General features: G+C 67.4%; 23 protein-coding genes. 5 read left to right on the forward strand and 18 right to left on the reverse strand.

What is annotated here, in order from left to right; genetic code table 11:
• The first annotated feature begins 100 nt into the window (after positions 1-100).
• Complete coding sequence (locus HF877_RS00075; protein ID WP_169618889.1) at positions 101-1,183, forward strand: GNAT family N-acetyltransferase; 1,083 nt, start codon at positions 101-103, stop codon at positions 1,181-1,183.
• Here the strand turns inward: HF877_RS00075 and HF877_RS00080 are convergent, their stop codons facing one another.
• The 5 genes from HF877_RS00080 to HF877_RS00100 are packed head-to-tail and all read right to left on the reverse strand — an operon-like array spanning position 1,184 to position 8,101.
• The gene (locus tag HF877_RS00080) at positions 1,184-2,269 is read right to left on the reverse strand and encodes a cellulase family glycosylhydrolase (RefSeq protein ID WP_346765020.1); all 1,086 of its coding nucleotides are present in this window, start codon (positions 2,267-2,269) and stop codon (positions 1,184-1,186) included.
• Positions 2,270-2,301: 32 nt separating this feature from the next.
• Positions 2,302-3,993 carry an oligosaccharide flippase family protein gene (locus HF877_RS00085; RefSeq protein ID WP_346765021.1) on the reverse strand — a complete coding sequence of 564 codons (1,692 nt, stop codon included), beginning with the start codon at positions 3,991-3,993 and terminating at the stop codon, positions 2,302-2,304.
• A gap of 12 nt (positions 3,994-4,005) precedes the next feature.
• Positions 4,006-5,025, reverse strand: coding sequence for a glycosyltransferase family 1 protein (locus HF877_RS00090; RefSeq protein WP_240951831.1), 1,020 nt, complete (start codon positions 5,023-5,025; stop codon positions 4,006-4,008).
• Complete coding sequence (locus tag HF877_RS00095) at positions 4,971-6,368, reverse strand: O-antigen ligase family protein (protein ID WP_169618892.1); 1,398 nt, start codon at positions 6,366-6,368, stop codon at positions 4,971-4,973. The genes HF877_RS00090 and HF877_RS00095 overlap by 55 nt, the downstream gene beginning before the upstream one ends.
• Positions 6,365-8,101: an alpha/beta hydrolase gene (locus tag HF877_RS00100; RefSeq protein WP_169618894.1), complete on the reverse strand. Its 1,737-nt coding sequence runs from the start codon at positions 8,099-8,101 to the stop codon at positions 6,365-6,367. The genes HF877_RS00095 and HF877_RS00100 overlap by 4 nt, the downstream gene beginning before the upstream one ends.
• Positions 8,102-8,282: 181 nt before the next feature.
• Here HF877_RS00100 and HF877_RS00105 point away from each other — a divergent pair, with 181 nt between their 5' ends.
• Together HF877_RS00105 and HF877_RS00110 are read left to right on the forward strand one after the other, a co-directional pair.
• Entirely contained in the window at positions 8,283-9,377 is a 1,095-nt protein-coding gene (locus tag HF877_RS00105) for a glycosyltransferase (protein WP_240951833.1), read from the forward strand.
• A 518-nt stretch (positions 9,378-9,895) separates the two neighbouring features.
• The gene (locus HF877_RS00110) at positions 9,896-11,428 is read left to right on the forward strand and encodes a sugar transferase (RefSeq protein ID WP_169618898.1); all 1,533 of its coding nucleotides are present in this window, start codon (positions 9,896-9,898) and stop codon (positions 11,426-11,428) included.
• Between the two features lie 21 nt (positions 11,429-11,449).
• Here HF877_RS00110 and HF877_RS00115 read toward each other — a convergent pair whose 3' ends face one another.
• From HF877_RS00115 to HF877_RS00130, 4 genes are all read right to left on the reverse strand, one after another.
• Positions 11,450-12,046 (reverse strand): phosphoribosylanthranilate isomerase, encoded by a 597-nt coding sequence (locus HF877_RS00115; protein WP_169618900.1) that lies wholly within the window; start codon positions 12,044-12,046, stop codon positions 11,450-11,452.
• A 63-nt stretch (positions 12,047-12,109) separates the two neighbouring features.
• A complete protein-coding gene (locus tag HF877_RS00120; protein WP_206036410.1) occupies positions 12,110-12,364 on the reverse strand; it encodes a hypothetical protein in 255 nt (84 codons plus the stop codon).
• 98 nt (positions 12,365-12,462) lie between these two features.
• The gene (locus HF877_RS00125; protein WP_346765022.1) at positions 12,463-13,788 is read right to left on the reverse strand and encodes a glycosyltransferase 87 family protein; all 1,326 of its coding nucleotides are present in this window, start codon (positions 13,786-13,788) and stop codon (positions 12,463-12,465) included.
• A 40-nt stretch (positions 13,789-13,828) separates the two neighbouring features.
• Positions 13,829-14,500, reverse strand: a complete 672-nt coding sequence (locus HF877_RS00130) for a pentapeptide repeat-containing protein (RefSeq protein WP_169618902.1) — start codon at positions 14,498-14,500, stop codon at positions 13,829-13,831.
• 127 nt (positions 14,501-14,627) lie between these two features.
• On the opposite strand from HF877_RS00130, the gene HF877_RS00135 reads away from it, so the two are divergent.
• On the forward strand, positions 14,628-14,843 hold the full coding sequence (locus HF877_RS00135) for a hypothetical protein (RefSeq protein WP_169618904.1): 216 nt from the start codon (positions 14,628-14,630) through the stop codon (positions 14,841-14,843).
• A 416-nt stretch (positions 14,844-15,259) separates the two neighbouring features.
• On the opposite strand, the gene HF877_RS00140 is transcribed toward HF877_RS00135, so the two are convergent.
• The 8 genes from HF877_RS00140 to HF877_RS00175 form a co-directional block, all read right to left on the reverse strand.
• A complete protein-coding gene (locus HF877_RS00140; protein ID WP_240951835.1) occupies positions 15,260-15,706 on the reverse strand; it encodes a hypothetical protein in 447 nt (148 codons plus the stop codon).
• A gap of 96 nt (positions 15,707-15,802) precedes the next feature.
• Positions 15,803-16,327 carry a hypothetical protein gene (locus HF877_RS00145; protein ID WP_169618906.1) on the reverse strand — a complete coding sequence of 175 codons (525 nt, stop codon included), beginning with the start codon at positions 16,325-16,327 and terminating at the stop codon, positions 15,803-15,805.
• 135 nt (positions 16,328-16,462) lie between these two features.
• Positions 16,463-16,816, reverse strand: a complete 354-nt coding sequence (locus tag HF877_RS00150) for a hypothetical protein (RefSeq protein WP_169618907.1) — start codon at positions 16,814-16,816, stop codon at positions 16,463-16,465.
• On the reverse strand, positions 16,813-17,517 hold the full coding sequence (locus HF877_RS00155; protein WP_169618908.1) for an ABC transporter ATP-binding protein: 705 nt from the start codon (positions 17,515-17,517) through the stop codon (positions 16,813-16,815). The genes HF877_RS00150 and HF877_RS00155 overlap by 4 nt, the downstream gene beginning before the upstream one ends.
• Positions 17,514-18,227, reverse strand: coding sequence for an ABC transporter ATP-binding protein (locus HF877_RS00160; protein ID WP_169618910.1), 714 nt, complete (start codon positions 18,225-18,227; stop codon positions 17,514-17,516). The genes HF877_RS00155 and HF877_RS00160 overlap by 4 nt, the downstream gene beginning before the upstream one ends.
• The gene (locus tag HF877_RS00165) at positions 18,205-20,328 is read right to left on the reverse strand and encodes an ABC transporter permease (protein ID WP_169618912.1); all 2,124 of its coding nucleotides are present in this window, start codon (positions 20,326-20,328) and stop codon (positions 18,205-18,207) included. Before HF877_RS00165 ends, HF877_RS00160 begins: the two co-directional genes overlap by 23 nt.
• On the reverse strand, positions 20,328-21,713 hold the full coding sequence (locus HF877_RS00170; RefSeq protein WP_346765023.1) for an ABC transporter substrate-binding protein: 1,386 nt from the start codon (positions 21,711-21,713) through the stop codon (positions 20,328-20,330). The genes HF877_RS00165 and HF877_RS00170 overlap by 1 nt, the downstream gene beginning before the upstream one ends.
• 338 nt (positions 21,714-22,051) lie before the next feature.
• Positions 22,052-22,726: a hotdog domain-containing protein gene (locus HF877_RS00175; RefSeq protein WP_169618916.1), complete on the reverse strand. Its 675-nt coding sequence runs from the start codon at positions 22,724-22,726 to the stop codon at positions 22,052-22,054.
• Between the two features lie 447 nt (positions 22,727-23,173).
• Between HF877_RS00175 and HF877_RS00180 the strand changes: the two genes are divergently transcribed.
• On the forward strand, positions 23,174-23,458 hold the full coding sequence (locus HF877_RS00180) for a hypothetical protein (RefSeq protein WP_169618918.1): 285 nt from the start codon (positions 23,174-23,176) through the stop codon (positions 23,456-23,458).
• On the opposite strand, the gene HF877_RS00185 is transcribed toward HF877_RS00180, so the two are convergent.
• On the reverse strand, positions 23,443-24,369 hold the full coding sequence (locus HF877_RS00185) for a PaaI family thioesterase (RefSeq protein ID WP_240951836.1): 927 nt from the start codon (positions 24,367-24,369) through the stop codon (positions 23,443-23,445). The genes HF877_RS00180 and HF877_RS00185 overlap by 16 nt on opposite strands.
• Positions 24,370-24,386 lie beyond the last annotated feature (17 nt).

Genomic DNA, 24,386 nt, shown 5'->3' on the forward strand with positions numbered 1-24,386 from the left:
GGGCGTCGCGGTGCTTTCCGGGAGAAGGAGCTGGGTACATGCGAGGCCGGCACACAGAGCACCGGCGGTCCGAGCCGGAGCGCGGACGCCGCCCCGGACAATGACCTTCGACATCGTCGAGGGCAGTGCAGTCGACGCCCTCGTCCCGGAATGGTCCGACCTCACGCGGCACGTGGGCACACGTGTCGCCGCGCGACCGTCGTACGCGCTGAACTGGCACCGGAACCTCGGGCGGGGACGACTGGCAGTGGGTACGGCACGCCGCGGTGGACGACTCGTGGCGGTGGCTCCGCTCCACCGGCGCAATCGACTCGGCGTACAGACCCTCCGCTTTCCGGGGCACGGCCTCGGCACGATCGGCACGTTCGTCGCAACCGACGGTGCTGCCCTCGCCGAGTTGGTGGACGGGATCGCCGAAACCGGGATGTCGCTGCAACTCACCCACATCGACGTAGCGGATCCCCTGGTGGAGGTGTTGCGTACGTCGCCGCTGTGGAACGTCGGCGTCGAGGTGGACGATCGATGCCTCACCATCGATCTGCCGAGCGGCGCCGGTGCGACGACGCTGCGCGGCAGTCGTACGCTCAAGACACTGCGCCGTGCCGAACGAGCACTCGAGGGTGCCGGTACACCCGCGCGAGTCGAGGTGATCCGCGATCCGGAACACCTCGAGCGACGCTGGGACGACATCGTCGCCGTCGCAGCGGCAGCCGACGAGCACACCGACCGCGACAATTTCTTCGGGCCGTCGTTCGCGGCGTTCACCAAACCTCTGCTCGAGGCCGAAGCGCGGGCGGGAACTCTGCTCGTGGTGGGCTTGGTCGTCGGAACACGGTGGTGCGCACACGAAATCATGTTCCGCACCGGCGACGTGGCCGAGATGTGGATGGCCCGCTTTCATCCCGATGTGCGCCGGTACCAACCCGGTCAGCTGTTGCAGCGATGGCTCGCCGACCATCACGACGCCCTCGGCATCGCGAGATTCGACTACATGGTCGGCGTCTCGGAATTCAAATCGCATTGGGCGAACGGCGAATACCGGGTCGGAACCGTCGTTGCCACACCCGTCCGCCGCCGCCGCGCCCGATGGATGCTCCAGCTCGCCGAGCGCGGCAGCGACTGGGTGAGGCCGGTGCGTCGCGCCGCACGCGACGTGCTCCGGCCCGCAGGTGAATCCGTCTGATCAGAGGCATCCGGGTGTCGTTGCCGCCGTGCGCATCACGTGCCAGGCGGGTTTCGGTGCAAGGGCATGGTCGACGACACCGAAATTCTGTTCGCGATCGGATTCGTCGGTGCCACGATCGACGAGGCTGTACACGAACAGCTTGTCCACGAAACCGAGGCGCCGCTGCTCGGTGATGCCGTCGCGCAGTATCTCTGCCTGCCGCTCCGCATCCACCGCATCGGTGCCGGTTCCGGTAGGAGATCCGAATTCGGTTGCCCATATCGGCTTTCCGTCGTCACCGTGCCCGATCATGATGTCGCGCATGTCGCGCATCCGGTAGAAGGAGTTCCAGCTCTCGGTCGAGGCGTCGGAGGGCAAGGCGGGGTAGCTGTACGGATGCATGCCCACCACATCGAAACTCTCCGCCACACCCAGTTCGTAGAGTTCCGAGAGGAAGGTCGTCGGAGCGATATCCGTCCCGTTGTCGGTCGCCGGGGACAATCCGCCGCTCACGACCACGGCGCCGGGCACCGCCGCACGGATACGACTCGAGGCGGACTCCAGTAGGGCCGCATACGCCACCGGGTCCGGCTGCGGTCCGAAGAACACCGCGAGGTTCGGCTCGTTCCAGATCTCCCAGTGGGAGACCCGGTCCCGGTACCGCTGCGCGACATCCGCGCCGAACCGCCCGAACTCGTCCGGATCGGCGGGCCGGCCGTGCGTATCGTTTGCGTCACCGGCGCGTGCCCACTCCGGGGTGTGGGTGAGCAATCCGAGGATCTGCAGTCCGTGCGCGCGGGCCGCATCGACGACCCGGTCGGTTCCGGACCAGTCGAATTCTCCCCGGCTCGGCTCGAGAATCGACCAGTCGAAGTCGAACCGGACCCACGCCGCACCGCTGTCCGCGGCGGCGCCGAAGTACCGGTCGAGATCCGCATCCCCGAGAGTGTCGAGCCCCGAACCCGTGGCCACACCGAGGCTGTCGGCCGACAGATCGGTGCGGCACCCGGCGGGCTCGGTGCTTCCGCACGCGACTGTACCGAGCACGACCAGCACCGCCACTGCGCTCAGCAGTCGTCTCCGTAGCACCGCTCTCCGTCTCACTGTTTCTCCGTACTGCTGTGCCCGGCGCGGACTCACCGAGACTTCACGAGCCCGACGAGTCCCAGCCCACCGGTGATGGGAAGGAAATGAACACCTGCGAACACACACAGGGGAGCAACGACGGCGGTGATCGGCCACGGCACGTCGAACTGCTCGGCGAGCAGCGACGCCCATACGGTCACTGCTACACCCAGCATGGCGATGGCCGACGCCTGGGCGAACGGGAACAGCCGCCGGACCGCAACCGTCCGGGCGACCACGACCCAGATCGCCACCACCATCACCGCCTCGGTGAGGACCGTCGCGAGGGCCGCGCCCTCGAACGACATCCGGGGGATCAGCACCAGGTTCATGGCGACGTTCGCGACGAGCGCGGCGAGCGCGACCCAGGGGTAGACGCGGTGCCGGCCGGTCGCAACGAGAACCATCAGGCCCAGTTCGGTGAGCATCGACAGTGCGCTGCCGGCCACGAGCATTCGGGAGGCATCGGCACCTTCGGCGAATCGCTCTCCGTAGAGCAACGCCAGCACACCGTCCGCGGTCGGCCAGAATGCGGCGGTCGCCGCCGCTCCGAGGACCGCGAGCAGCATCGCCGCTTCACGCGTCCGCTGCCGGAACTGCTCGCTCTGCGCCGGCCACGTCGCGACGAGCAGCGTGGTGACGGGCCCGACGACCGTGGAGGCGACCATCGACAACAGGTCGGCGAATTTGTACCCCACCGTGTAGAGGCCGACGGAGTCGAAGGTGTCCATCCGGCCGAGCATCAGCACGTCGACTTTCGACAGGACGGTGAGCAGCGCGAAACCGATCGTCAGTGGCACCGCCTCGATCAGCATTTCGCGCCAGCGCCACAACTGGGCACGCGCGGCCGGTAGCGGTCCGGCTTTGCCGGCGCGGACGCCACGAATCTTGAGTGCGGCCGCGACGACTTCGTTGATCACCGCGGGTGCGACGACCACCAGCAGGACCGGATGCCACAGGACAGCCGCAATGGTGCAGACCAATTGCGCGAGCTGGCCGAGTGTTTCGGCCGCGGCCACCGACGCCATACGCAGACGGCTCTGGTACATCACCGACAATGCGTTGCTGGGGGTCGCCACCACCACGACCAGCCCTGCCACGACCGTTGCCCACACCACGTCCGACGAATAGCCCAGCAGCACCACGTATCCGACCGCGAGGGCGTAGCCGATGAAGCCGAGCACCCCGCGCAGCGCGATGAACGCCGTCGTGACGTAGGAGACCTCCCACGGATTGCATTCGACGAGTTTGGCGAGCACGACGCGGCCCACGCCCAGATCCGTCACCACCGACAGCACTCCGAGCAAACCGAACACGAACGAGAACTTGCCGAAGTCGTCGGGGGCGAGCACCCGTGCCAAAATCATCGATCCGGCCCAGCCCATCGACGCGATGGCCAGACGGCTCCCGAGCATCGCCACGGTATTGCGCCGCGCCGCGCGTCCGTCCAGTTGCGGCTGTCGCGGTTCGTGCAGGGTGCCGTCGCGGTCCTCGTGGACCTTGGCGACGATCCGTTCCATCAGGACGGTTTCGGCGACGAGGTCGATGTGCAGTTGCCCCGTGTTGGTCATCGAGGGATGCGCGTAGCCCGACAGTGACGGGGAATCCCAGATCTTCGCGTGGCGACCCGAGGGAGCGAGGTCGGCGGGAATGTGGATGCTCTCGTCGTCGTCCACGTCGTCCGGACGTGAATGCCTACCCACCGGGAGTCACCTTCACAGTCGGAGGCCGGCGGTGCGGTAGGCGCCGACGGTGAGTTCCGCCGTCCGAGTCCACGTGAGGGTCGAGGCGACCTCCGGGGCGCGTCGCCTCAGTGCCTGGGCGGTGTCGAGGTCGAGGAGAGTGGCGCGCAACGCCGCCGTCCATGCCGGCACGGTGTGCTCGGTGACGAGCAGTGCCCCGTCGTCGGCGAAATCCGGCAATGCGCCGACGGCACTCGAGACGACAGCACCGCCGCACGCCATCGCTTCGAGGGGTGGGAGACCGAAGCCCTCGTAGCGCGAGGCGTATGCGACGACACTCGCGGCAGCGTAGAGGGCAGGCAGGTCCGCGGTGGCGACATAACCGAGCCCGTGGGCCCCGGACGGTGCGTCGCGCCCGGTCGAACCGGCGCCCGCGAGGACGAACGGCACGTCGAGGTTCCGGCACGCTTCGGCCACCAGCGCGACGGACTTGCGCGGTTCGACGGTGCCGACCTGCAGTACGAAGCGGTCGGGCAGTCCGTAGCGGGCGCGCACCTCGGCAACCTGGCCGGGCGACGGGGGCGTGGCCCACGGGGCCGGCGCCAGCGGGGTGACAACGGCATCGCGGCCCGACAACGCGTGGATGCGTTCGGCGGTGAACTCGGAGACGGCCACGAGGACATCGGCCCGGCGCATCGCGTCGCGCAGCAACCGGCGTTCCCCTGTCGCCCGGAACCGGCTGAACGCCCACGGTGCGTCGAAGACGGCCAGATCGTGAAACGTCGACACCGTCAGACTGCGCTGACCGAGAGGGAGATCGACGTCGAGGCTGTGGAACAGGTCTGTGGAGGGGAGGGGCACCGCGTTCCACAGGGCGCGGCGCACACCGCGTGCCACGGGGCGCCGCGAGGCAGAGACCTGTGGCGGCAACTCTGCCACCGCGTCGCGCTGAACTGTCGCGCACAACTCGGTCCCGGGGAGAAGCGCGGGCAGCGCCCTCAGCAGTTCACGGGCGTAGGTCTGGACTCCGCTGCCGGCAGGGCGGAGCGCCATGGCTCCGAACCCGATTCGGTATCCGGTCGATGAAGCTGCGAACGGTGCTGTGTGAGCGCACATCCCACGATTCCTAAGAGTAACCAGAAGTAGACGTCGAGCGGGAAGATCTCCAGATAGGTCGACACGGTGGACGCGACCGCCACCGCCACCACCGACGCACTCACACCGAGCGCGAGCGCGGCGTCCTGGCCGCGCATGACCCGCGAGGCGCGAAGGGTCGACACGGCGGCGCAGACCAGAACGAGGACGAACAACCACACTCCGATCGGTCCGAGTTCGACGGCGAGTTTGATGTAGTAGTTGTCGGGTTGGTACGGCATGAATCCGAAGGTCACCGCAGCCTGCAACGACATTTCCGAGAGCATGGGGTTGGTTTCGGAAGCGGCCTTGGCGGCGGCGGAACCGGTTGCGCCCAGTCCCTGACCGAACGGATGCACCCACAGCGAGGCAAGGGTCTCCGACCACCCGTCGCCGCGTTCACCGAGGCTCGACGACGACAAGAGCGGAGCAAGCAACGAGCCCGGTACGACGAGGAGAGCGATCGGCGCGGCGAGGGCGGCGGCACCGAATCCCAGCAGCAGCGCGCGGTGGCGGTGGACAGCGAGCCACAGCAGTGCGACCGCAAGACCGATATAACTGGCACGAACGATCGTCACGCCCATGCCCAGCAGCATGATCGGTGTCGCGCAGAGAAACAACCGGTTGCGGAGCCGGGTGGGATCGGCGAGGGCGATCGCGCCGCCGACGACGAGGCTGATCATCACGAACAACCCGAATGCGAACGGGGTCGTGAAGGTGCTGAAGCTACGGAGGATCCCGCCTGTGGTGCGGAGATGGTCGTCCCAGCGGTATCCGAGTGCCGCGAGACGCTCACCACCGATCACCTGCTGCGCCAATCCGACGACCGCTGTGAACACCCCCATGCCCATCAGGATCGTGACGAAGGTGTCGCGGTCGCGGGCGTCGAACGGTGCGCGCCACAGGATCACGGGAATGATGAGATAGAAGAAGGTGATCTTCAGCGGGGTAACGGCTCCCGGTCCCGACACGAGTATCGCCGACACGACACCCAGGACCACCCATGCCGCCACTGCCGGCCACCACGGAAACGCCGGCGCGGGAGTGCGTCTGCGGTAAGGGCTGACGAAGGTCGCCGCCAGGGTCAGCAGGAGGACCCCCTCTTTCCAGGGGGACAGCGCCGAACCGCCGGGCACGATCACGAGCAACCCGTGCAGAGGTGTGAGCGCGGCGATGAGAAGCAGTCCACGCTGCGGCCGCCGATAGAGAGCAAAACCCAGTGCGGCCGCGCACGGCAGCGCCAGGACGAGCAAGGCCGTCATGACACGCCCGGCTCGGCAACGGGTTCGCGTACCGGGTCGGTCCGGCCGAACGACGAGAGCACGGCCGCGGTGATCTCGGCGCGAAGGAACTCGCGCCCGTCACGCTGGTACGCGCCGTGGTCCCCGGTCACACCGGCGCGGATGCGTCCCGTGAATCCTCGTCGCTCGACTCGCCGCAGTCCTTCGTCGCCCCGCTGGTAGCGGAACGACGCGTAGTCCTGTGCGGAGAGCACGACGGTGACATCGACACCTGCGCGGCGCAGCGCTTCGAGGATCACCTCGGGGACCTGGGTGACGCCGAGCCGGCCCAGCAATCGCCATGCGGGGTAAGGCAAATGCTTCTGTGCGAACGGTTTGATGCGCGCGCGCAACGGAACCGAGGCGGGTTCCGGCTCGCGATCTCCGCCGCCGGGTGCAGCAGGTACCGGCGGGCGAAGCTGTTCACGCAGAGACTTACGCCGGTGGGTGGACCACAGGATCATGTTCACCAGGACCACTGCGCGGGTGCGTAACCGGAGAGCGACGTACGAGGAGTACCACGCACCGGAGCACAGTCCCGTCACGATCAGGTCGCCCGGTTCGGTCCCCAGCGCAGTGGCGGCGTCGATCGCGTCCCGGTCGGACACCTCGGAGTAGAGCGACGCGGGCCGGCCGGCGTCCACGGTTCCGGTGTCACCGACCCCGGTGCGGTCGAAACGGACGGAGGAGACGCCGTGCGCGGCCAGGCTGCGGGCGAGTTCCACCCAGAGCCGGCTCGGGCCGATGCGGTGCTCGTAGGCGGTCCCGAAGAACAGCACGGTGGGTCGGTGATCGTCGCTGCCCGCCGATTCGACCGCATGGGTCCGCACCGCGAACAGCGCATTGGGTCCGAGCGATTCCACCGATTCGTAGACGGGAGATCCGTCGGTCGTGGTGGCCACCGCCGCGCGATGCCGGAGCGACAGCACCACCTCGTGGGTGTCGGTGGGCGACCCTCCGGCGATCCAGTCGGCGATCTCCCGGATACCGCCGAACGGGATGTCGGCGTACAGAGCTGCGGGGGCGGTGAACGCCTCGTGGTCGACGAGGGGCAGTTCGTCGCACACCAGCGCGTCGGCGAGCGCGGACAGTGCCGGGGTGTCGCGCGCCGCGGGGCGCGTCGCGAGCATGGTCCTGATGGCGGTGAACACACTCGCGTCGATGCGGAGCGTGCCCAGCGCGTGCGCGGCGTCGGGGGAGAGGGCCCCGCCGATGATCGAGATGCGGGGATCGGCCGGATCGTCGGTCCCCTGGGTTACCCGGTACAGGGCGCGTTGTTCGCGCAGGGCGCTGCGGCCGGAAAGGAGGGGATCCCACAGCACCACGGCGTCGACCGGTCCGCAGCCGGGAAGCGCGGTGGCCGCGAGAAGTGCTCCGGCGCGCAGACCGACCACGGTGATGTGCGCTGCTCCGCATGCGCGCGCGAGTGCGGTCGCCGCGACGACGCTGCGCTGCCAGGCCGCTACCGCGTCAGGGGAATCCTGGTCGCCCGACGAGTCACCGGCACCGGAATAGTCGAACCGCACCGACGTCAGGCCGCGGTCCGCGAGCTGCTCGGCGAGTGCTTTCATGCCGCGGTAGGTGTCGAGGTGTTCCTTGCCCAGCGGTGGACAGAGCACCACGGCGCCGCGGGACCGGCCGTCGTCGGGAACGTGAATGTGCGCGAGGAGTGGTGCGTCGGCGGGCCCGAACCACGACGAGTGCTGCACGCCCACGTTCGAACCTCCAGATCATGCGGGTGACCCAAGGCGGCGGACGGCGCACCACGCGCCACCTCTTGAATCGGGTTGTTGCTACGACACATTCGAATCGGGCCGTCGACACCCGGCGGTACCGGTGCGCAACCTGTGCCATAAACTACCGTGCCCTACTGCTCGGGCGTTCGGAGGGATGGTCATGCCGGGAGTGCTCGTGCACGAGTGGATCGCACGTGACGGCGGTTCGGAGAAGGTGCTCGACGAGTTCGTGCGGTGCTATCCCGATGCCGACGTCCTCTGTTTGTGGGACGACGCCGAGCGTTACCCGACGCGGACGGTGCGCGAGAGCGGACTTGCGCGCACCCCCCTGCGGCGCCACAAGGCGCTCGCGCTCCCCGCGATGCCCTACGTGTGGCGGCGGAGGACCGGGGACTACGACTTCGCGCTGGTCAGTTCGCATTGCTTCGCCCACCACGTGTCGTTCCGCGGTGCCGCACGCGACTTCCGCAAGTTCGTCTACGTGCACACCCCCGCCCGCTACCTGTGGAACCCCGAACTCGACGATCGAGGTGCGTCGACGGCGGTCAAACTGGCATCGCCGCCGCTCCGGCGTCTCGACCGCCGGCGGGCGGCAGAAGGGGCACAGTTCGCTGCGAACAGCGATTTCGTTCGACGCCGGGTGGAACGGGCCTGGGGCGTGGAGGCCCGCGTGATCTTTCCTCCGGTCGACACGACACGGATCTCGTCGGTCCCGGAGTGGAGTGCGGAACTCTCGGAGCCGGAATCGGCGCTCCTCGAGAGCCTTCCGGACACGTTCGTCCTCGGGGCGTCGAGGTTCGTTCCGTACAAGCGGCTGGACTGGGTCATCCGTGCCGCTGATCTCGCGGGTCTGCCCGTCGTCGTCGCGGGGTCGGGTCCGGAGGAAGCGCGGCTGCGGAAGCTGGCCGACGAGGCCCGTGTGCCCGTGCGTGTGCTTGCGCGTCCGTCGGACGAGATGCTGTACGCCCTGTATCAGCGCGCGCATGTCTACGTCTTTCCCGCGATCGAGGACTTCGGGATCATGCCGGTCGAAGCGCGCGCTGCCGGCGCGCGGGTGATCGTCAACGAACTCGGCGGAGCTGGGGAGACCGTGGTGGAAGGGGTGGACGGCTTGCACTTTCGGGACGATTCCGTGGAGTCGCTCGCGGAGTGCATCGCGGCCGTCGACACGGTTCCCCGACGGGGCCGGAATTCGGTGGCGGAGTTGTCGTCGGAGAGATTCCGTGCGGACATCCGGAACTGGGTCTCCTCGTGAGCCGGAAACGGTGACGTACGACGGCTCCCGCCCTCGCTGAGTCGATCTTGTCTCGCTTCGTGCCCTGAGGTAGGTTCCACGCGGGTCGCGGGCCTGTTCGATGGGGGACAAGTGGGGGTTCGGCATGCACTTCGGTACGACGGTTGGCCTTCTTGTGGACCCGCTCCGGATGTTGGCGTCGCCCGAATCCTCTGCGCCCCTGGCACCGGAACGGCTGTAGGGTCGCCGGCCGTTCTACGGACGGAACCGGGTGTCGCCGCGGTTACGAGGGCCGAAACACGCCGCACGTGCACACAACGGATCGCACGCTTCCGGACGGTGCTGTCACCCCGCGGCCGGACATTCTCGCACGGACAGGCTTCCGTTCCGGTGTGACCTAGAGCACTGAAACACTTCTCGGCAGGAAAACGGTAATAGCGGCATAACGGTCATAGCAGTCGGGCAGGGCGAAACGGTCGGGACCGACCGAGCCGTCACACGGTCGGGGGGCGAGGGGTAAGCCGAAGCATGGGGCGTAAATGAGCATCGAAGCCGGGCGAGCGCGAAGACTGCGCGCCCTACCCGCCCCGAGCCCGGACACGACGCGGGAATCCACCGAGAGGCACGGCACCCGCAGGCAATGGCAGACCATCCATACCCGGCTGTTGTGCCTGACCGACGCCGCAGTCGTGTGTGCGGTTCTTGCACTTGCACAGTGGGTTCGGTTCGCTTTCGGTGAAGTTCCGGAGGCCGGTGTTCCGAACTCGATGCTGCTGGCGGTCGCCGTTGCCGGCTGCTGGCTCGCCGCGTTGTCGCTGGCTCGCACCCGCAAACCCACGGTAATCGGCAGGGGCGAAGAGGAATACCGTCTGGTCACCAGGGCGACGCTCCAGTGTTTCGGATTCATCGCGATCCTGTCGTTCCTGATCGAGTCGTTCGTGATCGACCTCGACGCGGTCCGCATCTATCTCGGAGTCGCCCTGCCCCTCGGGCTGGCCGGCCTTCTCCTCGGGCGGCATCGGTGGCGCCGGGAGATCGGCCGCAGGCGTGAACGCGGCGAGTTCCGCACCTCGGTACTCGTGATCGGCGGTGACCAGGCGGTCAAGGCGATGGTCGAATCCTTCACTCGTGACGCCGATTCCGGTTACCGGGTGGTGGGAGTGTGCACCCCGGGATACACCGGTGAGCAGATCCGGACGCTCACCGCGGGCGGGCTCGACATTCCGGTCCTCGGTGGCGAGAAGGATGTGCTGCACGCCGTCAAGCTCACGGGCGCAGACACCGTGGCGGTGGCCACGAATGCGCAGTGGGGCAATTCCGATCTCGCAGACCTCGCGTGGGACCTCGAGCCGTACCGGGTGGACCTTGTGGTCGCGCCGGGTGTCACCGAGATCGCGTCACCCCGGCTGTCGATGTACCCGGTGGGCGGTCTCCCTCTCGTCCACGTCGAGGAACCCCAGTACCGCGGGTCCAACCGGATGGCCAAGACCGTCTTCGACCTCGTGAGCGCGACTCTCGCTCTCCTCGCCTTCGCACCCGTCATGCTGTGTGTCGCGGCTCTGATCAAAGTTCAGGATCGGGGGCCCGTCTTTTATCGCCAGGAACGCGTCGGGCTGAACGGAGCGACCTTCCGCATGTGGAAGTTCCGGTCCATGGTGACGGACGCGGACACGATGATCGATGAGATGCGACGCGAAACGGACAGCAGTCGCTCGGTGTTCTACAAGTCGTCGTCCGACCCGCGGATCACCCCGGTCGGACGGTTCATTCGCCGAACCAGCATCGACGAACTGCCGCAGTTGTTCAACGTTCTGACGCGCGATATGAGTCTGGTCGGTCCGCGCCCCCTCACGGTGGGGGAAGGCCGGGAGATTCCGCGCTTCGTCGACCGCCGAATGCTGGTGCGCCCGGGCATGACCGGGCTGTGGCAGGTGTCGGGACGGTCGAATCTCTCGGAGGCCGACCGTGTTCGGCTCGACCTGTTCTATGTGGCGAACTGGTCGATGGTGCAGGATCTGCTGATCGTCGCGAAGACGGTGCGCGCTGTCCTCGCGAGCGACGGCGCCTACTGAGCCACGTTTCGGCCCGCCGGCTCAGGCTCCTCGCACCGCGTGTGCGAACGCCGTCATCAACTCCGCACTCTTGATCCCGCGACCGGACTCGATGCCGCTCGAGACGTCGACGCCCCAGGCTCCCGACGTGGCGACCGCTCGCGCCACATTGTCCGGGGTCAAGCCGCCGGCGAGGATCCAGCGCCCGTCGGGGACAGCGCTGCGATCCTGCCAGTCCCACGTGACCCCGGCACCCGCAACCGCACCGTCGACGAGCAGCAGATCGGCGCCCAAATCCTCGGACACCGACGCGGCGCCGCTCTTGTTCACCGCACGGACGACAGTCAGTCCCGCCTCGTGGAGCACCCGGACGTCGTCCGCGGAACGCAAGTCGTGCACCTGGACGTGGTCGAGGCCGGCCGCACGGGCTGTCGCGACGATCTCGTCGAGAGCCATCTTCACGTAGACCCCCACCGCGAGTGTTCCGTCGGGCACCCGCGACCGCAGTCGCGTCGCCTCTTCGGCAGACACCCGGCGCGGACTGTCGGCGAAGACGAAGCCCACCGCGTCGACACCCAGTTCGACGGCCAGGTCGACCGTGGCCTCGTCTCGAAGCCCGCACATCTTGATGAACGTCATCGCCTGCCTTCCGTCCTCATTCCCTACGAGGATATGGGTACGGCAGGGAGGCTTTTCGACCCGCTATGCGGCGAGGGAGAGGGCGACGCTGGCGCACCCGGGGCACAGCGCGGTGGGGTCCACGACCCAGCCGTTGGCGCGGGCTGCGAGCGCGGCGACGGTGTAGGTGTGTGCGACAGTCCGGTAGGAGTGGTCACATCGCTCGCACCGGAACGACCAGCGCTGGGCACCGAAATGCTCGGTGCCGCGTGTTGCGACGTCCTGCGTGGCGATGCCCTGCGTCGGGGTGACCATCCGAAGATCTGCCTTCTGGCGCACAGGTCTGCACCTTTCTCCTTCTGCGCGTCCCGCGCGGTGCGGACGCAACTTCCCACCGTCAGGTACCCGTTTCGGTGCCGGAAAACGTGAGATCTGCGTCACACGCCTGGTGTGTCGTCGGGTGGGGAGAGCGTTCCCACCCGTGGGGCCGGGTCGGAAGCTGCGCCCGGAAGACGCCCGAGTTCGGCACCGGACGCGGTGTCCTGACGCACTGTGTCCTGACGCAGCTGTGCGAGCCGGATCAGGAAGCCGACGCCGATCATCACGTACGCGCCGCCTACCAGGTGTTGCGGCAGCGCCCACGCGAGTTCGCGTCCGTCGCCCGCCGGCAGCAGGTGGTGCGGCCCGATGAGGAAGACCGCACCGATGGCGACAGCAACGGCGACGTTGCGCCGGCTGGGTGCACGCAGCACCTCGAGTGTCAGCACCATCAGTGCCGGAGCGACCCAGACCCAGTGGTGCGACCACGAGACCGGCGAGGCGAGAAGCACCGCAGTCGCAGTGGCGAGCAGCGCCGTCACGAGGTCTCCCCGCGAGAGAGCGAGGCGGATTGCGACGACCGCGACGATCAGCATGACGGCGACGGCACCGAGCCACAGCGCCGACTCGAGCGGGTCGGGCGGAGCGAACCGCGAGACGACGGCCTTGAAGGATTCGTTGGCCGCGTAGTACGCCGAGCCGATTCGCCCGGTGTCCGGAAGCGTGTGCAACCAGTACCGCGTGGACGCCTCGGGCAGGAGGACGAACGCCGCCGCAGAGAAACCGAGTGCGGAGACGACGATGCGGACGCTGGTCCGCCAATCGCGCGCGAGCAGGAACAACAGCAGGAAACCCGCGGGTGTCAGCTTGATGGCGGCGGCAAGACCGATCAGCACACCCCGGGGCCATTTGGGTTTGGAGGCGAGTACGTCGACGGCCACCAAGGCCATGAGCACCAAGTTGATCTGGCCGAAGCTGATGGTTTCGCGGACGGGTTCGAGTTGGAGTGCGACGGCGACGGTGACCGCTGTGACGACCCAGGATGTGCGGTTCTCCAGGTCGGGACGCACACGTCCGAGCACCATGCGCACTGTCACCACGAGGGCTGCGACGGACACCGCGGTGAACACGAACTTGGAGAGTGTGACGGGGATCAGTGCGAGCGGTACGAAGAGGATCGCGGAGAGCGGGGGGTAGGTGAACGGCAGTCCGAAGTCGTCGACGACCGGAGGGATCGCACCGTAGAGGTCTCCGCCGTCGAGCAGCACGTGTGCGCCCATGCGGTAGACCAGCAGGTCGATGTAGTCGTTACCGACCAGAAAGGCGATCGTCGCGGCGATCGAGAGACCGAAGATCACCGCGATCGCGGTGGTGTGTGCGCGGAGGTCGAGGGAGAGTTCGGTCGATGGGCGGTCGTCGTCTCGCTTCAGCCATAAATGTCGCACTCGATGACTTTACTGATCTTTCCTCGATCTTCGGGCAACCTCAGCTGTCGATCCGGATTCCGAGGTGTGCGGCGAACATGCCTGCGAGTGCGACGGCCTGATGGCCGCTGATGGTCGATCCCCTCAATCCGTCCAGATTTCTGATCACTCCGATCTCCGCGCCCCGGAAGTCGACGTGCGCGAGAGTTGCGCGGTTCACATCGAGGTCGCCGATTCGGCTGTCTTCGAACGCCACCCGCGTGAGGTTCGCTTCGGCGAGGTCGAGTTCGTCGATGATGCATCCCCGGAACAGCACGTCACGCAGGTTCCCTGCGCGCAGGTTGATCAGGCTGATCTTCGAATCGGTCACCACCACCGAGCGCAGTCCGGAGTCGTACAGGTCGAGCGCGCCGATCCGGCTGCCGACGATCCGCACGTTGTGCAGGGTGCTGCGGGAAGCGGAGAACTTCGGTGCGTGCATCCGCTCGATGCGGGTGTCGACCATTCGTGCGCTCGTGAAGTCCGTGCCGTCGACGGACACCCCGGTGAGCTCGCACTCGGACAGCGTCACACCCGCGAGATCGAGTCCGGACAGGTCGACGTCCGAATACCGCATTCGCTCGACGGTGGTGTGCGCCGCCAGGTCGCCGGCGTCCCCGTCGTCGAGTTCGACCGGCCGACGTCCGTCGATCTTCGGGGGCTTGGTGGTGGTCCGGGAGGCGCGAGTGGTCATGCGACCAGTGTCGCCCGTACGGGTGCCGCGCAGATCCGGACCCTCCGCGTGACCGGGCGACCGCAATCTGATCCTTCCCTCGCCGGAGGGGTCGAACAGGTCATGCATTCGAACATATGATCGAACGGTGAAGCTGTATCGAATCCCGTCCGGCTGGGCCGAACCTGCTCCCGCGCGCTGCCCCAACGGGCATCGGCTGGGACCGAACCGGACGCTGGTGGGATCGCAGGTATGCGACTGCGGCGTGATGCACCGGACACATGCGTGCCGCGTGTGCGACGCCGTGGTCTACAGCCCGCCGCTCGGCGACCGCTGTCGTGCGCGTGCTTTCGACGAGCGGTGATCAGTGAATCCTGACACAGCGTGGACAAATAGATTTATCGTGGGCGCGGGAGGAAGTGAAGTAGGCAGTTGTAGCGCGAGGGGTATCGCAACCGCGGGAGCGGGTGCGGTATTGCTACCGGTCACGCCGGACGCCGTCGCTGCGGAACCCGGCGGGGCGGGTCGAGTGCCGTCGGAGTAGCTGTGAACCCAGGAGTGACGTGAGCAGGGAAGCCCCGCCAGCGAAATGAGGGGGAGGAGCCGGCGGGGCCCTGCGCTGTATCTCCATGTGTGTCGGGGAGGACTTCTGGAGACACGGCCACCTGAATGTGGCCGTCGGGGAGTTTAGGTCAGGTACGCGCACCCGGTCCAGCATCGAGACGAAACCGATACCCAAATCGGTTGCGGGGATGTGGATCGCAGGGTCGGCAGCCTCGCCTAGTGCCGATTCCGAAGTCCGCGCGGGGGCACACTCACGTCCTGTTGCGCGGCCAGGATCTGCTGGGGCATCGCGCGTGTCTCGTCGACGTCGACGCTGCGGGGCGCGGGTCGTGGCCGACGCTCGCGTCTGCGCCGGTTGCGGGCGGTCGTCCGGAAACCCCAGGCCGAAATGGCGAGTGCCACCCCGGAAAGCAGGTCCGCTTCGGTGAGCCCGTGGTCGGGAGTGACGGAGTACAGCACCCGTCCTTCCAGCATTCCGTTCATGAGGAACCAGAGTGCGGCGGCTACCGCAGCGGCGAGGCTCGAGAGGGCGTGCGGCCTCGCCAGGCACCATGTCGATGCCGCGAACAGCGAGCACATGGCGACGAGCGAGCAGAACAGGGCGTGCTGCATGGGCTCCCTCTCGTTGCCGGCGGCGGTGCCCCACTGTACTGGGGAGGGCATCTGCCGATGCAACGACGGCGTGTCGGCGCCATGCCGGCAGCAACCGGAATGGCGCCGACCGCCGAGTCGTTCGGGCAGCGACGGTGATTCGCTGTGTCAGCAGCCCGGTACGGCGCTGCCGTCTCCCTGGATGGCCAGCAGCGCGCAGAACGTCGCGGCACTGACCTTCCACGTGCCGTCCTCCTCGATCGCCTCGCCGGACTGATCGGGAAGTACGGGGGCACCGTTCATGAGCAACGTCCACGAGACCGTGGCGGTGCCGTCATCCGCGACCGTCACACCCTCGACGGTTGCTGCCGTCGCGGAGGCCTGGGGGTCGGTGGCCATGCCCTCGAGGGCGGGAAGGAAGTTCTCGCCGTTCTCCACCACGCCGGCGCGCGTGGCCGCCGGGGTCGTCCCGTCGAAGAAGGTGACATAGGACGCGGTCACCGCCTCCGTGGTAGCAGTGTCGGCCGAGGCCGCTTCCGCAGTTGCAGTGGTAGTGGTGGCGACGCTGGACGTGGTGGAGGTGTCGTCGCCGGACGTGTCGTCGCTGGAATCGCTGCAGCCTGTGACGACTGCGGCGGCGACGGCCATCGAACCGCAGACGGCGAGCGCACGACGGGTGATCGAGACGCGCATGTGAGTCCTCTCCGGGTGCCGGACGTTTTCCGTCACCCTGTTCGGCCGGCAGTGGAATCCCGCTACCGGAGATGTGGTCGTGGTCGTGACGGAGACGCGGTCGCGACCTCGAGTTGTTACGGCGAACGGTGTTGTCTAGGAAGATCCGTCCCGGCGGGACAGACTGTCGGAGAGAACCGCCAGATCGAAGGCTTGGCGCGCCATCCAGAACCGGAGAAAGCCGGTGAGCGAGTACCGCAGGAACACGGCGGAGCCCACCACGGTCACGGCAACGCCGACGATCGCGAGTACGATCGCGTCGCGTTGCACGAGAGCGTCGGAGGTATTGTGCGACAGGAAGTACGACGCCACACCGAGCACGGGACCTGCCACCATCAGGATGAGGCCGAGGCGCAGCCAGAGGTCGTGTCGCCCGGCCGCCGGATCCGGGATCTTCAGTTGGGCGAGTTCGCGGGTGAACCTGTCGGCGCGGTCTTCGGTCGAGGTCATGGCGCACTTCCTAGGTAGAGGGATGCGAGTTCGGTGCGTAGGTCTTCCGGATGTCCCTGTTGCTGGATCCGCCCGCGGGTCAGCACCGCTGCGTGATCGGCGAAATCGAGTACCGCGTCGGCGAACTGCTCGACGACGAGCACGGCCACTCCGCTCCGGGCGATCTCCGAGACGTGGTCGTAGAGCTGGGCAACGATCATCGGTGCCAGACCCATGGACAGCTCGTCGAGCAGGAGCACGGCGGGGTCGGTGGCGAGACCGCGGGCGAGCGCCAGCATCTGCTGTTCGCCCCCCGACAGTGTTCCCGCGGTCTGCGCCGCTCGCTCGGCCAGAATGGGAAAGCGCGAGAACGCGATCTCCTCGACCTCGGCTCGTGGACGACCGGTGAAGGTCATCATCAGGAGGTTGTCCCGAACCGACATGTTGGGGAACACCCCTCGGCCTTCGGGGATGAGGCACACTCCCGCCCGTGCCAGATCCCTGGGCGCGACTCCCGTGGCGTCACGGCCGCCGAGTAGTAGCTGCCCGGACGAGACGGGATGAACGCCGGCCGCGACCCGCAGGGTGGTGGTCTTGCCGGCTCCGTTGGGGCCGAGCAACGCCACCACCTGGCCCGCAGCTACCTGCAGGTCGATTCCGTGAAGAACGGTGATGGCGTCGTATGCGGCTCGGGCACCGCGCATTTCGAGTATGGCGCTCATGACTTTCCCAGATAGGCTGCGAGCACGGTCTCGTCGCTGCGGATGACACCCGGTGGCCCGGACGTGATGATCTTCCCGAGATCGAGCACGTACACCGTGTCGCACACGCTCATGACGAGGTCCATGTCGTGCTCGACCAGCAGGACGGCGGTCCCGTCCGCGGCGAGCGCGCGCAGGAGTGCGGCGAACAGTGCGGTCTCCTGCGCATCCTGGCCTGCTGCCGGCTCGTCGAGGAGGATGAGAGACGGACGCACCGCAAGTGCCCGGGCTACCTCGACGAGGCGTCCCATGCCGGTGGACAGTGAGTCGGCGGTGGTGTCCGCGAGATGTTCGATAGCCAGTCGGGCAAGTATCTCGTCGGCGACGCGACCTGCATGTCGCCGCTCGGGTCCCAATTCTGCTGCTACGCGCAGGTTGTCGCGCACGCTGAGTCGGCCGAACAGTTCGAGGCGTTGAAATGTACGGGCGAGCCCGTGTCGTGCGCGGCGAGCCGGACCGGCGCGTGTCACGTCCCGGCCGTTGAGGGACACGGTGCCCGAGAGGGGTTTCCGGAGTCCGGAGACCACGTCGAACAGAGTGCTCTTGCCCGCACCGTTGGGGCCGATCAGTCCGGTCACCTCTCCGCGTTCCGCGGTCAGCGCGACCCCGTCGAGCGCGCGGTGGCCGCCGAACGCGACCGAGATGTCGTCAACTGCGAGTTGTGACGGCACGATCGAGCACCTCCTCGTCTTCCGCAGTCCATGGACGCTTCACGCCCCACCACTCCACGGGGATCTCCTCGGAGTGCGGAACCGGCCTGTGGCGGGCGGCAGCCCAGCTCCGTGCGGCCAGCGCTCCGGCGACGATCCCGGCGATCAGCACGTATCCGTTGATCACGTCGATCAGTCGCAGTAGCCAGAGCAACACCACCCAGGTGACGACGGCCGCGATCACGAGTGCATCGTGGAAAACCGGTTCCCAGCGCCGCCGCAGCGACGGGACCACACCGTCGTCCACCGCGCCGGACCCGTACGCGAGACCCGCGGCGGCCGGTGCGACCTGAACGAGGTTCTGCGCGGCGGGCCACAGTGCCACGATCGCGTTGAACGGTCCGGCGAGCATCGACCCGGTGAACAGTCCGTTACCCACCACCCCGAGGCCGCCTACGACCGCGATGAGGAAGATCGACAGTCCGGCAACGAAATTGAACTGGTCGGCCGCGACGGATTGCAGTTGCATCCCGTACAGTGCACCGCCGAGACCGGCGATCCCCGCGGAAATCGCGAAGACGACGATCTTCGTCAGAAGCAGGCTGCCGCCGAGCGTTGCGTATGCGGCTTCGCTGTCGCGCAAAGCGATCAAGCGCCTGCCGAGCCTGCCCCGGCGCAGTGCCGCGATGCCCGCGGTGACCAGCGCGAGGCAGACCGCCGAGAACACCGTCAGTTCGGCGGGGGTGTCGACCTGCATCCCGAACAGGGACGGGCCGACGAGTTCTACCGACCCCTGGTCGAACAGCGCGATGTCGATGCCGAAGAGTTCGAACGACGGCAGCGAGAAGATCCACCGGTCGAGCACGACGGCGATCGCGGCCGTGCCCAGTGCCAGGTACACCCCCGACAGCCGGAGGGCGGGTACCGCGACGACGGCTCCTGCGACGCCCGCGACCACCACCGCTGCGATCAGCGCCCACCACTGTCCGTCGCCGCCGAGGTGTGCGCACGCGATCGCACCGATGCCGGCCATGCTGAGCTGGCACAGCGAGACCTGGCCGGCGTACCCGACGAGCGGGACGAACGACAGCGCGATGACACCGAAGGCGAAGATCTGTCCGTAGGTGACGAGATCGCCCGCGCCGAGCACGGTGGCGAGGAGGAGCCCGAACGCCACGATGACGCCCGCGAACGCGAACGTTCCGCGCACCGACGGCAAGGGAACCGGGCTCAGGTGACGGTCTCGCCCGCGCAACCTTCCGTGCGGGAAGAGCAGCAGCGCGAGCAGCAACACGAGCGCGGGTGCGGCCAGCCGCAACCCCGGGAGGTACTCGTTCTGCGGCAGGTAACCGGCAAGGTAGGCCTCCATGCAGCCGATCACGATCGCGCCGACGAAGGTCATCGGCAAGCTCTTCAGCCGCCCGAATATCGCTGCGGCATAAGCACTGACGATCAACAGCGACAACTGGGTGGCATCGAGCGCCACCATCGGCGCGATGAGGATCCCGCCGAGGGCCGCCAAGGTGGTGCCCAGGATCCAGGCGACGCGGTTGGCGCGCACCGGGTCGGCGCCGGTGAGCCCGACGAGGGCCCGGTCGTCCACCGTCGCCCGCATTTCCGCGCCCGTGCGGGTGTTGAACATCAGCAACCGGAGCCCGAGCGCCACTGCGACCGCGACGACCATCGTCAGGGCCTGATGCCAGGAGACCGTGGCCGCGCCGATGTGGAAGGAGTCCTTCTCGGCGAAGAACGTCGGGAGCGAACGGGACTTGTTGGGATCCCAGATCCACCGGGCGACGGCGATCAGGCCGCTGAGCATCGCGATTGTCATGACGAGCCTCTCGGCTTCCCCGAGACGCTGTACGGGCCGCATCAGGTGCTCGACCAGTAGCCCGAACGCCGGTGCCAGCACGAACAGCACCGTGATCACCGACAGCCATACCGGCCAGCCCCAGCCGATGCTGAGTTGCCAGTACGCGAACGCGGCCATCATTCCGGTGGCGCCGTGCGCGAAGTTGAACACCCCGGTGGTCGTGTAGGTCACCACCAGCCCGCTGCTGATGATCGCGTAGATCGCAGCGGTGCTGAGGCCGACGATCCCGAAGGTGACGAACTGTTCCATTACTGGATGTCGCCCATGCTCTTGCCGACGTCGGCGAGTGTCATCGGCACGCCGTAGTCACCGGGGTACGCGAACGGCGGAGTGTTGCATCGATAGAGCCCGTTGTCGGCTCCGAAGTCGGCCGCGACCCAACCGTCGGGTGTGGCTGCCTCGACGTTGAAACACGGCTGCGGGGGAACAGGATTCGCGAGGTCACCGGCGGCGTGGAGGCCACCGCCGGTCCATGCGCCTTCCTGCAACGCAGCCTCGTAGACGCAAGAGCGGGTGAGGTCGTCGCCGCAACTCGTCGCGGCTTTCGCGAACAGCGCCCACGCGGACATCGCCCGTAGCGCCGGGAAGGTGATCTCGGCATCCGGCGCGTATTCGGCGTACATGTCGAGGACCTGCTGTACGGCGGGCTCGTCGTCGGCGCTGCTCAAGGGAGCGCTGCCGCCCAGATCGACGTAGTTGTTCTGGAATTCGGCCGACTTCCCGAGAAGTTCGATGAACGAATCGTTGTATGCGTTGTTGTTGGCGTCGATCCAGTCGAGCTTGTAGTTCATCCCCGTGAGCACTTCTTCGAGCTTGGCGAGTTGCTTGAAGTCACCGTAAAAGACCAGTCCGCGAACGTTTTTGCTCTTGATGGACTGTGCGTAGGGGGTCCAGTCGGCGACGCCCATCGCGGGGTAGAGGTCGTTGTAGGTGAGGGTGCCACCTGCTGCGGTGATGCTGTCGACCGCTTGTTGCCCGAGGTCGCGGGTGACAGGCGAATCACCGTTGATGATTCCCACCGAACCCGCGGACTCCGGGTACTTCTCGGTGATGAGCCATTCGCGGAAGCCGTAGTAGGGGTCGTAGCCCGGAACCCTGCTGGGGGAGGCGCTGATCTCGAGATCGGCGCCCACAGCCTGCGTCTGCGAGACCTGGGCGGGGTAGCTGGGCAGCAGGCACGACAACCGTTCTTTGACGCCGAGACCGTCGAGCGCGGCGCCGCCGCCGACGAGGGAGAAGTCCTCACGGCAGGCTTCGATCATCCGTTGCCGGACTTCCATCAGTTTCGCGTCGCGGGTTTCGGCCACGAGTGTGCGGCCGTTGATGCCGCCGGCGGCGTTGCACCATGAGGTGAACACATGTGCGGCATCGACGAATTCGGAGTTCTTGGTGAAGCCGACATCGGACAGGACGCCGACTCGGATCTCGTCGGCGGTCACGCCCTGCGCGGTCGCAGTCGTGGCGTCGCCCGGCCCGCAGAGACCGCTCAGGTCGCCGAAGTCGCCCGAAGCGGATTGCGCGGTACCGCCGCGCGATTCGTCGTCTCCGGACCTTTCACTCTCGCTGCGCCCGCTGCATCCTGCGGCGAGCACGGCGATCGCCGCCAGTGCGACGAGCGTCCGTTGTGCTTTCACGTCTGCCTCCTTCACCGGGCCGTTCGGCCAGCGCTGTGAACGGGTGACCCGGCGTCCGAAGCCCCCACTTCGCCGGTGTCGGGCATGATGCTTGCACAGGAGGGGAACCGACTTCTCGCTTTTGGAGAATCAGACAAAAGATTTTTCCGTGCTCGACGAGACACGCGTCGTGCGACGTGGTAAGGGTCGTTCTGTCCCGGAAGCAACGATCGTCACGGAACAGGTATTACGGAACTGTTCGGCCCGGTCACGCCCAGGATGGGTGAATACGGCGGACGGCCGTGTCGCTCCCGGCACGACCGGCGGTCTCGACGGCCGGCACGCGGCGCGGCGTGCTGTTATCCCGCGCGGTGCCGGTCGCGGCCGTTGCCGTCAGGCCAGTTGGGCCTGATGAAGATGCCCTCCGCTTCGACGCAGATCCCGTGCGGCCCCGCGATGTGTCCGGTGACGAATCCCTTACGCCCCTCGATCCGGTCGAGTTTTGCTTCCCCGTGCAGATCGCCGAGAGGGGTGGGCCTGCGATAGCGCAGCGTGAGCGTGCCCGTCATTCCGGGTGAGCCGCCCACCCGGGCCGCGTCACCGAGCAGCTGGTCCAGGATCAGCGCCGAGACTCCGCCGTGGGTATGTCCCGCGGGCCCTTCGAAGCCGACATGCAGATGGAAGTCGGCCCACACGCGACCGTCGGGATCCTGGTTGATGCGGGGAAGTGGGGCGATCGCGTTCCGCAGTCCCATGGCGGCGTTGCCCCACACCCGGAAGTTGCCGGCGTCGTTGAACCGGGTACCGAAGGGGTGGTCCTCCTTCCGGCGCCCGAGCAACTCCCTCGCGGCTGCCAGGTGCTCCCGGGCCCGTCGCACGTCGTCGTCATCGGCTCGGCTCTGCACGGCAAGCGGGATCAGTGCGCGGACATCGTCGGCGAGCGGACCGTACAACGCGGCCTGACGAGCGATTTCGTCTTCGGAAAGCCCGTCGTTGACGAAAAGGCGGGCGGCAGCGTCGAGAGCATCGGTCATCGCGGGGTCTCCGGGTTCGTGTGAGGGGCCACCGCTAGTCGACCGTGTCCGTGCCCGCGGGTCAAACGCCGGTGCCGACGTACGGGACGGAGGTGCCGGTCCGGCGTGCCTGGAGCGGCGGCGACCCCGTCGGCGAATTCGAGGGGAGGGGCCGACGGGGCCGACCGCAGCGCCGGAGGGGAGGAGGCGCGTGCAGCGTGTTGCCAGAAGCAACTCCGAAACACGCTATACATCCTTCAGGCACGCCGCCGGCGAAATGCAGGTGACCCGGGGGTGAATCGAGGACTCGGCGGCGGAGAAACGGCGTGTGTGCGACCCTCACCGGTCGGTCGAGTGCCGAAAGAGGACGGCGCCCCACGTCGAGCACGGGCGTCGTCCTCCGAGACAGACCCCCGTCGAGGGTGCAGGATGTACCGATACCCATCCGCCGAACTCTTGGGAGTAGGCATGTCGGCGACACCGCCCACCGAGTTCCGCGATCGCAACGGACTGGGAAACACTGCGCTGATCGCCGGCATCGTTGCCGCGCTGACTGCGTTCGTTCCTGTCGTCGGCGACTTCGTGTCCATCCCCGCCGGCCTGCTTGCCGTGGTGTGCGGTTGGATCGGACTTCTGAGGATCGAGAAGGGTCTCGCGACGAACTACGTCGAGACCGTCGTGGGCACGGTGCTCGGAACGGGTGCGCTGTTCGTGGTGTTCATCGTCTTCGCGGCCACTCACAGTTCGGGCTGACCCGACTCGGCCGCCCTCGCCGGCGGACGCTGCAGTGTCACCGTGGTCAGGGCGAGCAGCTGGTCGTCTGCGCCGGCATCGACGAGACGGACGTTGATCACCGAATGGTCGGCCCCGTCACGAACCACCATGCCGTACGACCGTGCCGGACCGACGCGCACCTGGGACAAGAAGTGCATCTGAATGTCGGTCGCCACAAGATCGGGTCGCATCGCGTGTGCGGCCGACTCTGCGAGGAGCGCTTGCGCACCGCCCTGAATGGTCCCGATCATGTTGGCTACGAAGGGCGTTCGGTCGAGCTCGAGAACCCCTTCGTCCGGATCGAGGATGCGCATGCCGAGTCGGGAGTAGATGGTCCCCTCGACCGGCACGACCGGGTACTCGCGGTCCACACCGACCCATTCGCCCGGCGTGTATTCGTCCGCCCTCGGCGCGGCGGCGCGCGGCAAGCGCGCGAACGTGACCAGCGCGCGGGCCGCGAGCACCGGACCACCCTCGCTGCCCGTATCGAGCGCGGCGATGAGCTCGTCGAGATCGGTTGTACCGCGCGCGTCGTACACGTCTGCCGACACGTGGATCATCTTCTTGCCGATGCGCACGAGCTGTGCGTCGATGACGACGGGACCTTCCGTCAGCGGGCCGGTCGCGTGGAGGGTGAGGTCCTGGGTGGCGACCCAGTCCTGCCCGCAGGCGGCGAGCGCCGGACTCGAGGTGACGATGTCGACCAGCGTCGTCAGCACTCCGAGCGATGCCGAGCCCGCGTCGGAGCGCAGTTTGTCGGTCAGGACCGAACGCATCACCGCGCGTTCTTTCGTGACGAGCCGTGAGAGCAGGCCGAAGTCGGACGAGAAGGTGTGCTGACTCATCACCAGCAGTGACGAACCGTCGCTAGAAATTCCATTCTCATTCATGAGAATCATATTGCCAT

Origin of the sequence: Rhodococcus sp. BL-253-APC-6A1W, assembly GCF_012843405.1 — a bacterium.
In the GTDB taxonomy this organism is placed as follows: Bacteria; Actinomycetota; Actinomycetes; order Mycobacteriales; family Mycobacteriaceae; genus Rhodococcus.

Excerpts from the sequence above, each read along its gene's own strand:
- HF877_RS00145 (WP_169618906.1), bottom strand. The coding sequence starts at position 16,327 with ATGCGCGTCTCGATCACCCGTCGTGCGCTCGCCGTCTGCGGTTCGATG.
- HF877_RS00180 (WP_169618918.1), top strand. The coding sequence starts at position 23,174 with ATGTCGGCGACACCGCCCACCGAGTTCCGCGATCGCAACGGACTGGGA.
- HF877_RS00165 (WP_169618912.1), bottom strand. The coding sequence starts at position 20,328 with ATGGAACAGTTCGTCACCTTCGGGATCGTCGGCCTCAGCACCGCTGCG.
- HF877_RS00150 (WP_169618907.1), bottom strand. The coding sequence starts at position 16,816 with ATGACCTCGACCGAAGACCGCGCCGACAGGTTCACCCGCGAACTCGCC.
- HF877_RS00155 (WP_169618908.1), bottom strand. The coding sequence starts at position 17,517 with ATGAGCGCCATACTCGAAATGCGCGGTGCCCGAGCCGCATACGACGCC.
- HF877_RS00115 (WP_169618900.1), bottom strand. The coding sequence starts at position 12,046 with ATGACGTTCATCAAGATGTGCGGGCTTCGAGACGAGGCCACGGTCGAC.
- HF877_RS00105 (WP_240951833.1), top strand. The coding sequence starts at position 8,283 with ATGCCGGGAGTGCTCGTGCACGAGTGGATCGCACGTGACGGCGGTTCG.
- HF877_RS00075 (WP_169618889.1), top strand. The coding sequence starts at position 101 with ATGACCTTCGACATCGTCGAGGGCAGTGCAGTCGACGCCCTCGTCCCG.
- HF877_RS00090 (WP_240951831.1), bottom strand. The coding sequence starts at position 5,025 with ATGGCGCTCCGCCCTGCCGGCAGCGGAGTCCAGACCTACGCCCGTGAA.
- HF877_RS00140 (WP_240951835.1), bottom strand. The coding sequence starts at position 15,706 with ATGCCCTCCCCAGTACAGTGGGGCACCGCCGCCGGCAACGAGAGGGAG.
- HF877_RS00185 (WP_240951836.1), bottom strand. The coding sequence starts at position 24,369 with ATGAATGAGAATGGAATTTCTAGCGACGGTTCGTCACTGCTGGTGATG.
- HF877_RS00175 (WP_169618916.1), bottom strand. The coding sequence starts at position 22,726 with ATGACCGATGCTCTCGACGCTGCCGCCCGCCTTTTCGTCAACGACGGG.
- HF877_RS00110 (WP_169618898.1), top strand. The coding sequence starts at position 9,896 with ATGAGCATCGAAGCCGGGCGAGCGCGAAGACTGCGCGCCCTACCCGCC.
- HF877_RS00095 (WP_169618892.1), bottom strand. The coding sequence starts at position 6,368 with ATGACGGCCTTGCTCGTCCTGGCGCTGCCGTGCGCGGCCGCACTGGGT.
- HF877_RS00130 (WP_169618902.1), bottom strand. The coding sequence starts at position 14,500 with ATGACCACTCGCGCCTCCCGGACCACCACCAAGCCCCCGAAGATCGAC.